This window comes from Streptomyces tricolor (assembly GCF_002155905.1).
Taxonomy (GTDB): domain Bacteria; phylum Actinomycetota; class Actinomycetes; order Streptomycetales; family Streptomycetaceae; genus Streptomyces; species Streptomyces tricolor.
Genome location: NZ_MUMF01000447.1, coordinates 1 through 6,007 on the forward strand (window position 1 = coordinate 1; position 6,007 = coordinate 6,007).

The following is a 6,007-nucleotide window of genomic DNA, read 5'->3' on the forward strand; positions in this document are numbered from 1 at the left end:
GACCCACTTCGCGACGGTGTGGTTCTGCTCGATCGCAATGGGGTAGCGGGCCTCGGGGGAGAGGTCGTACTCGGGGAAGACGACGGCGGCCTGGGCGCCGACGGCGAGTTCGCGGACCAGGCGGTCGTGGGTGTGGGCGTTGCCGAAGACCCAGCCGGCGCCGTGGATGTAGACGACGGCGGGGAGGGTGCCGGTGGTGTCGGCGGGCTTGACGATGCGGGCCCGGACGCTGCCGGTGGGGCCGCCGGGGACGGTGATCCACTCCTCGTCGACGGCCGGCTTGTCGATCTCGCCGGACTGCACCTCGTCGACGGCCTTGCGGCCCTCGGCGGGGGGCAGGTCGAAGAGGTAGGGCGGGTTGGCGGTCGCCGCGGCGAACTCGGCCGCCGCGGGTTCCAGTACCGGCCGGGCCGGCGCCTGGGCATCGGACATGCGCATCTCCTCGGATTCCTGGGGCCCGCCACGCTGGAACCGCCGGACGCGGGGCATGCGCCCGTCAGCGCACCGCCGGTGTACCCACAGTGCACGGATTCGCCGGCCGTCGCACGCGGGGCGCGGGCCGGCGTGCCGCGCGCCCCACGGTTCCGCAGGTCAGCCGACGTGGGCGGCGATGGCCCGGGCGCATGCCAGGGACTCGGTGCGGGTGGTGTCCACCTCCAGGTCGTACGACACACCGTCGTGGACCACGCCGGCCTGCGCCGCCGCCATGCCCCGGGCCCGGTCTCCCCGGGCGATCTCGCGGGCCGCGGCCACCGCGGGATCGCACCGCACGCCGACCCACAGCACGGCCAGCCCGGACAGGGCCTTCCGCCACCGCTGCTGGGAGGCCGCTCCGCCGAGGAACACGTCGTCCACGACGACCCTGGCGCCCGCGCGGGCCGTCGCCGCGACGCCCTCCATCCAGGCCGCCTCCAGCGTCCGGAAGTCCGCCCCGACGTGCACCCCGCCGTCCGCGGCGAACTCGATCCCGCCGTCCGCCTCCCGCAGGCGCGGCGGCAGCGCGTCCACGAGCGCGTCGATCCCGAACGCCAGCCAGGGGTCGGGCAGGACGGCCTGCAGACACCGCACGATGCCGGACTTGCCCGCGCTGGAACCACCGTTGAGCAGGATCACCTGAGTCGTCACCGTGCCACAGTACGGAGCCGGACGGGACGGCGGACACCGAATTCCGGCGCCTGACCCGGGCCCGCCCGGTCCTGGACGGCCGGCAGGAGGGCCCCCGGAGGAGCGGCTCGATGTGCTGTACACCCGGATGGTGGACGATCTTCCCGGCGGCCGGGTCCGTATCCTCACCCAGGAGACCCAGATCGGACGGCCCGCCGCCGGACCGGCCCGGCAGACGCCGGACCCGATGCTGAACGGCCACCAGGCGTGGCTGGACGGCCCGGTCCGCGCCGCCTCCGGCCGGACCGGCGCCTGACCCCGAGCCCCGCCACCTTCAGAAAGTCGAGGTCATGACCGACCAACTCACCGTGAGCGTCCTGGGCACCGGCATCATGGGCGCCGCGATGGCCCGCAACCTCGCGCGGGCCGGACACACCGTCCGCGCCTGGAACCGCACCCGCGCCAAGGCCGAGCCACTCGCCGCCGACGGCGCGCACATCGCCGGCACCCCCGCCGAGGCCGTCGAGGGCGCCGACGTCGTCCTGACCATGCTCTACGACGGCCCGGCCACCCTGGACGTCATGCGCGAGGCCGCTCCCGCGCTGCGCTCCGGCACCGCCTGGGTGCAGTCCACCACCGCCGGCGTCGAGGCCATCGGCGACCTGGCCGCCTTCGCCCGCGAGCACGGCCTGGTCTTCTTCGACGCGCCGGTGCTGGGCACCCGCCAGCCCGCCGAGGCCGGCCGGCTCCTCGTGCTCGCCGCGGGCCCCGGTGAGCACCGCGCCGCCGTGACGCCGGTGTTCGACGCGGTGGGCACCCGCACCGTGTGGACCGGGGAGGACGGCGCCGCCGGTACCGCGACCCGGCTGAAGCTCGTCGCCAACAGCTGGGTCCTCGCGGTCACCGCCGCGACCGGCGAGGCGCTGGCCCTGGCCCAGGCGCTCGGCGTGGACCCGCAGGGCTTCTTCGACGCGATCGCGGGCGGTCCGCTGGACATGGGGTACCTGCACGCCAAGTCGCAGCTCATCCTCGACGACCGGCTGACCCCGGCCCAGTTCGCCGTGGCCACGGCCGTCAAGGACGCCCGGCTCATCGTCCGGGCGGGCGAGGAGCACGGCGTGCGGCTGGACGTCGCCGCCGCGAGCGCCGCGCGTCTGGAACGGGCCGCCGCCCAGGGCCACGCCGACGAGGACATGGCCGCCGCCTACTTCGCCAGCTTCGACCCCGCCGACCGGCCGTCCGCCTGAAGGACCCCCGCGGCCTCGATCCGGTCGACCACGAGGCCGCCGCAGGGCACAGGGGCCCCGGTACTGTCCCGGTGCCCCGCCGGCCGGGCGGCTGCCGTCGACCGTGCGGCGGGGTGGGCGGTCATGCGCCCGGGCCGGTGCCCTCCGCCGGCGCGCCCGCCGGCTCCTCCGCCGGGGACGCCGTCGTCTCCGCCGACACGGTGTAGAAGACGGACGAGCCCTGCTTGGTGCGCTGAGCGCCGTTCCTGGCCACGAGGTTCTCGAGGGTGGTGCGGACGACCTTGGTCTGGATGCCGCGTTCGGGATGCGCGCGGCCCAGCGCCTCGGTGACCTCGGCGGCGGAGCGCGGTTCCCGCTGCTCCTCCAGGTGCCGGCGGACCAGTTCGATCAGCGTGGGCTGCGCCGGCTCCGAAGTCGCCTTCCTGGCCGCCGGTTTCTTCTCCGTCGCCTTCTTCGCGGCCGGCCTCTTCGCGGCGGGCTTCCTGGTCTCCGGCTTCTTCGCCTCCGGCTTCTTCGCGTCGGTGCGCCGCGCGCCGCCGCTCTTCTTCCGGGGGGAGGGTACGACCACGCTGCCGGCCGGTGCGGCGATGCCGAGCGCCTGCTGCATGCTGAGCAGGATGGCGTGGTCGTGCTGCAGGGTGGCCAACTGCTCCTGCAGCGCGGCGATTTCCGCCGTGATGCGTTCCTGCTCCTTGAGGTTGTGTTCGAGGTCGTTGGTCACCTGGCTGACATACTGAGAGGCCAGTTCGGTGACGGGCCCAGCGCTGTCCGGCATCTTTCCTCCGCTCCTGACGGTGCGACACCTGGATGATACGGGTGGGTCGACTTGTTTTCACCGCCGCCGAGGCGGCGAAACCGACCCCGTGGTGTCGTTCCCGCCCCTGCTATCTGCCCCGTCGGCCTCCCGTCAAGACAGCCGATGTCCGTCGAGGCCGTCAGACCGGGCCGTCAGACCGGGGTCGTAGACCTGGGCCGGTGGGCCGCCCTCGGCCGCGCCGAGCGTCCGGCCGTAGACCCCGAACCCGTCCACGGCACCCCTCGGACACAAGGCCCCGCCCCGCTGTCCGGACGTCTCCGGCCGGTGGTTACGATCCCTCCCCATGGCAGTGCGCCCGCCCAGCCGACTTCTCCGGCCCAGACGCCTCACCGGCACCGCCTCCCTGCTGGCGGGGGGTCTGCTGCTGCTCGCGGGCGGCGAGGACTCTCTGGGGCAGCCGCCGCCGCGCCCGACCGGACCGTCCGCCGTCACCGCGTGTCTGACGCGGTCCGGCGATCTGATCGCCGACGTCGACAACGACGGCCACCCGGACCGGATCACCGACCCCTCGCACCGCGGCACCCGGCTGACCCTCACCCTCGGCATCGGCTCGTCCCGCGAAACGACGGTCTCCGCCCGGGGGCTGGCCGACCGCACCGGGAGCCGGCAGGAGTATGTCAGCGCCGCCGTGGCGGACTTCGACCGGGACGGCTGGAGCGATCTGGTCGTCGTGGCGGGCGAGGAGCAGGGCGGCGACGACCCGATCCCGCCCCGGGTGGCCGAGTTGCGGCTGGGCCCCTTCTCCGGCACCGGCCGCAGCCGGCGCGTCGTCCAGCTCGATCTGGGCGCCACGAAGGACATCGCCGTGGCCGACTACGACCACGACCGCCACCCCGACCTGGCGGCGTACACCTACTCCGGCGACGGCACCTACGAGACCCAGGCCCGCCTCGGCGACGCACACACCGGCCTCGCACCCGGCAGCCGCGCCTACACCAGGGAGGCACCGCACACCGGCTACCACCCTCCGGCCACCCTCTCCGACAGCGGCCTGGCGGCGTTCTATCCGCGGTGCGGGGCGGGGGAGCCGGCCGGCTGACGCGTCCCGGGAGCCGACCGCGCCCCGGCCGGCCTCCTGGCGCAGACGCCCCTGCGGGGCGGTCCGGCCGGGCCCGCTCAGCCGATCACGAACGGGAGTTCCGCGGCCAGCGGGCCCAGCCGGGCGCGTTCGGCGTCGGTCGGCGGGCGGCGGCCCGTGCCGACGCGGAGGGCGTCCTGGTCGGACCACGACGCGGGGAAGGGCGCCCCGGCGATCTCCTCCAGCATGGCGCGGGAGCGGGCGAGGCTCTCGGCGGGCGGTTGCGGCGCGCCCGGGAGGTGCGCGATCAGGTCCAGGTGGTGCAGGGTCCACTCCAGGACGTACGCGGAGAGGTAGTCGCCCGCGGTGAGGACCATGTCCTGGGTGCCGACCCGCTGCTCCGGGTCGGCCAGTTCCGCCGCGCGCCCGGCGGCCGAACCGACGTCGTCCAGGTGGAACTTCAGCAGCTTCGGCTCCTCGTACGCGGCGGCCAGCCGGACGGTCAGCGCGTCCAGCGGGTCGTCGCCGGTCGGCGGTGTGCCGGTCACGTTCCAGTAGGTCACCGCGTTGTGCGTCGGCTCCCCCGTGGCCGGCGTCACGAGGGTGATCAGCACGTCCTGGGCGTCGATGACCAGATGGCACACCAGGTCCCGGACCAGCCAGCCGGTGCAGCCCGACGGCCGCGCGAAGTCCTCGTCGGGGAGTTCGGCGACCGCCGTCCGCAGGGCCGCCCACGAGCGCGAGAAGAGATCCACGGCCGCAAACTAGCAGCGCCCCGCCGGTCCTTCGACCGAATTCCCCGCGGCCCCCGGCGGCTCGCGGGAGTCACCCTGACCCTGTGCAGCCCCTTCGGTCATCCGGGGCGGCTGCCCCGGGGCCAGCACGCCCGCCGTGTCTTCACCGCCGTACGCCGGGGCCGCGGCGGGGACCCGGCGGTCCGGGCCTGCCGCCGGGCCCCGCGCGAGGCCGCGTCCGGGTGGCATGATGGCGGTCATGACCAGCCACCGAAAGGCCGATGCCGCGTAAGCGGCCCCGCGCGCTGCGCGCCCAACAGCCTCTCCGTGCCCCGCGCGGCCTCCCGGCCGAGCGGATCCACGGCCTCTCCCTGCGGACCAGCCGCGCGATCGAGCGCGTGGAGAGGCGCTCCGACGACTACTACGTCCACCGCGGCGCCACCGCCCACGCGCTGCGCCGGTACCGGGCGTTCCTGCGGCCACCCGGGCGCCGTCCCCGGTATCCCCGGCACTCCGAGTGCGACTGCCGGGGCTGCTCCTTCGACGACGTACGGCACGCCCGCGACGTACTGGAGACGGTGCTGCGGCAGTTGCCGCCCCGTCCCCGTGCCGAGCTGAGACACCGCGTGCGCGCGCTGGACGCCGAGTACGCGGCGCGCACCCTGCCGGATCCGTTCGCCGACCGGCGCCAGTGGCGTGCGCACCTGTGGTGGCGGCGCCGGCTGGCGAACGGACACGAGGGCGCTCCGCCCTGGACTGCGAAGACCTGACCACGACCGGCATCCGGAAGCCGGACCGGCGGGCGGGGGCGCCGCGCGGGCTCGACGGACCCTCACCTCCCCCGGCGCCCTCAACCGCCCACCGCCCCGCCCGCCGACGGCTTCAGTCCTCCGCGTCCACGAAGCCCGTCCTGCGGTTCATGGCTATGGCGCTGGCGTTCGCGGGGTGGTGGAACGTCCGGACCGTGGCCGCTCCGCACTGCTTGGCGAACTCCAGCCCGAGCGTCTTCATGGCGATGGCGATGCCACGCCCCCGGTAGCCGGCCCGTACGCCGGTCATCTCGTTGAACACGAAGTCCCCGTGGACC

At 75.1% G+C, this 6,007-nt stretch carries 9 protein-coding genes; 4 read left to right on the forward strand and 5 right to left on the reverse strand.

Annotated features, from left to right (window positions below):
* Together CCN44_RS29160 and cpt are read right to left on the reverse strand one after the other, a co-directional pair.
* A partial coding sequence (locus tag CCN44_RS29160; protein WP_158103163.1) for an alpha/beta hydrolase occupies nt 1–432 on the reverse strand: 432 nt, incomplete at its 3' end.
* Between the two features lie 159 nt (nt 433–591).
* On the reverse strand, nt 592–1,125 hold the full coding sequence (cpt, locus tag CCN44_RS29165; protein WP_223284016.1) for a chloramphenicol phosphotransferase CPT: 534 nt from the start codon (nt 1,123–1,125) through the stop codon (nt 592–594).
* Between the two features lie 112 nt (nt 1,126–1,237).
* Between cpt and CCN44_RS29170 the strand changes: the two genes are divergently transcribed.
* Nucleotides 1,238–1,420, forward strand: coding sequence for a hypothetical protein (locus CCN44_RS29170; RefSeq protein ID WP_086700853.1), 183 nt, complete (start codon nt 1,238–1,240; stop codon nt 1,418–1,420).
* 34 nt (nt 1,421–1,454) lie between these two features.
* The gene (locus tag CCN44_RS29175; protein ID WP_086700856.1) at nt 1,455–2,351 is read left to right on the forward strand and encodes an NAD(P)-dependent oxidoreductase; all 897 of its coding nucleotides are present in this window, start codon (nt 1,455–1,457) and stop codon (nt 2,349–2,351) included.
* 121 nt (nt 2,352–2,472) lie between these two features.
* On the opposite strand, the gene CCN44_RS29180 is transcribed toward CCN44_RS29175, so the two are convergent.
* The gene (locus tag CCN44_RS29180) at nt 2,473–3,126 is read right to left on the reverse strand and encodes a hypothetical protein (RefSeq protein ID WP_086700859.1); all 654 of its coding nucleotides are present in this window, start codon (nt 3,124–3,126) and stop codon (nt 2,473–2,475) included.
* A 325-nt stretch (nt 3,127–3,451) separates the two neighbouring features.
* Here CCN44_RS29180 and CCN44_RS29185 point away from each other — a divergent pair, with 325 nt between their 5' ends.
* Complete coding sequence (locus CCN44_RS29185) at nt 3,452–4,207, forward strand: FG-GAP repeat domain-containing protein (protein WP_086700862.1); 756 nt, start codon at nt 3,452–3,454, stop codon at nt 4,205–4,207.
* A 77-nt stretch (nt 4,208–4,284) separates the two neighbouring features.
* On the opposite strand, the gene CCN44_RS29190 is transcribed toward CCN44_RS29185, so the two are convergent.
* Entirely contained in the window at nt 4,285–4,941 is a 657-nt protein-coding gene (locus tag CCN44_RS29190) for a maleylpyruvate isomerase N-terminal domain-containing protein (RefSeq protein ID WP_086700865.1), read from the reverse strand.
* A gap of 260 nt (nt 4,942–5,201) precedes the next feature.
* On the opposite strand from CCN44_RS29190, the gene CCN44_RS29195 reads away from it, so the two are divergent.
* The gene (locus CCN44_RS29195; RefSeq protein WP_208639861.1) at nt 5,202–5,690 is read left to right on the forward strand and encodes a hypothetical protein; all 489 of its coding nucleotides are present in this window, start codon (nt 5,202–5,204) and stop codon (nt 5,688–5,690) included.
* Between the two features lie 112 nt (nt 5,691–5,802).
* On the opposite strand, the gene CCN44_RS29200 is transcribed toward CCN44_RS29195, so the two are convergent.
* Nucleotides 5,803–6,007: GNAT family N-acetyltransferase (locus tag CCN44_RS29200; RefSeq protein WP_143650030.1), on the reverse strand; the 205-nt coding region annotated here is incomplete at its 5' end.

Coding starts and splice junctions, on each gene's coding strand:
- CCN44_RS29180 (WP_086700859.1), bottom strand. CDS start 3,126: ATGCCGGACAGCGCTGGGCCCGTCACCGAACTGGCCTCTCAGTATGTC.
- CCN44_RS29175 (WP_086700856.1), top strand. CDS start 1,455: ATGACCGACCAACTCACCGTGAGCGTCCTGGGCACCGGCATCATGGGC.
- CCN44_RS29195 (WP_208639861.1), top strand. CDS start 5,202: ATGCCGCGTAAGCGGCCCCGCGCGCTGCGCGCCCAACAGCCTCTCCGT.
- CCN44_RS29185 (WP_086700862.1), top strand. CDS start 3,452: ATGGCAGTGCGCCCGCCCAGCCGACTTCTCCGGCCCAGACGCCTCACC.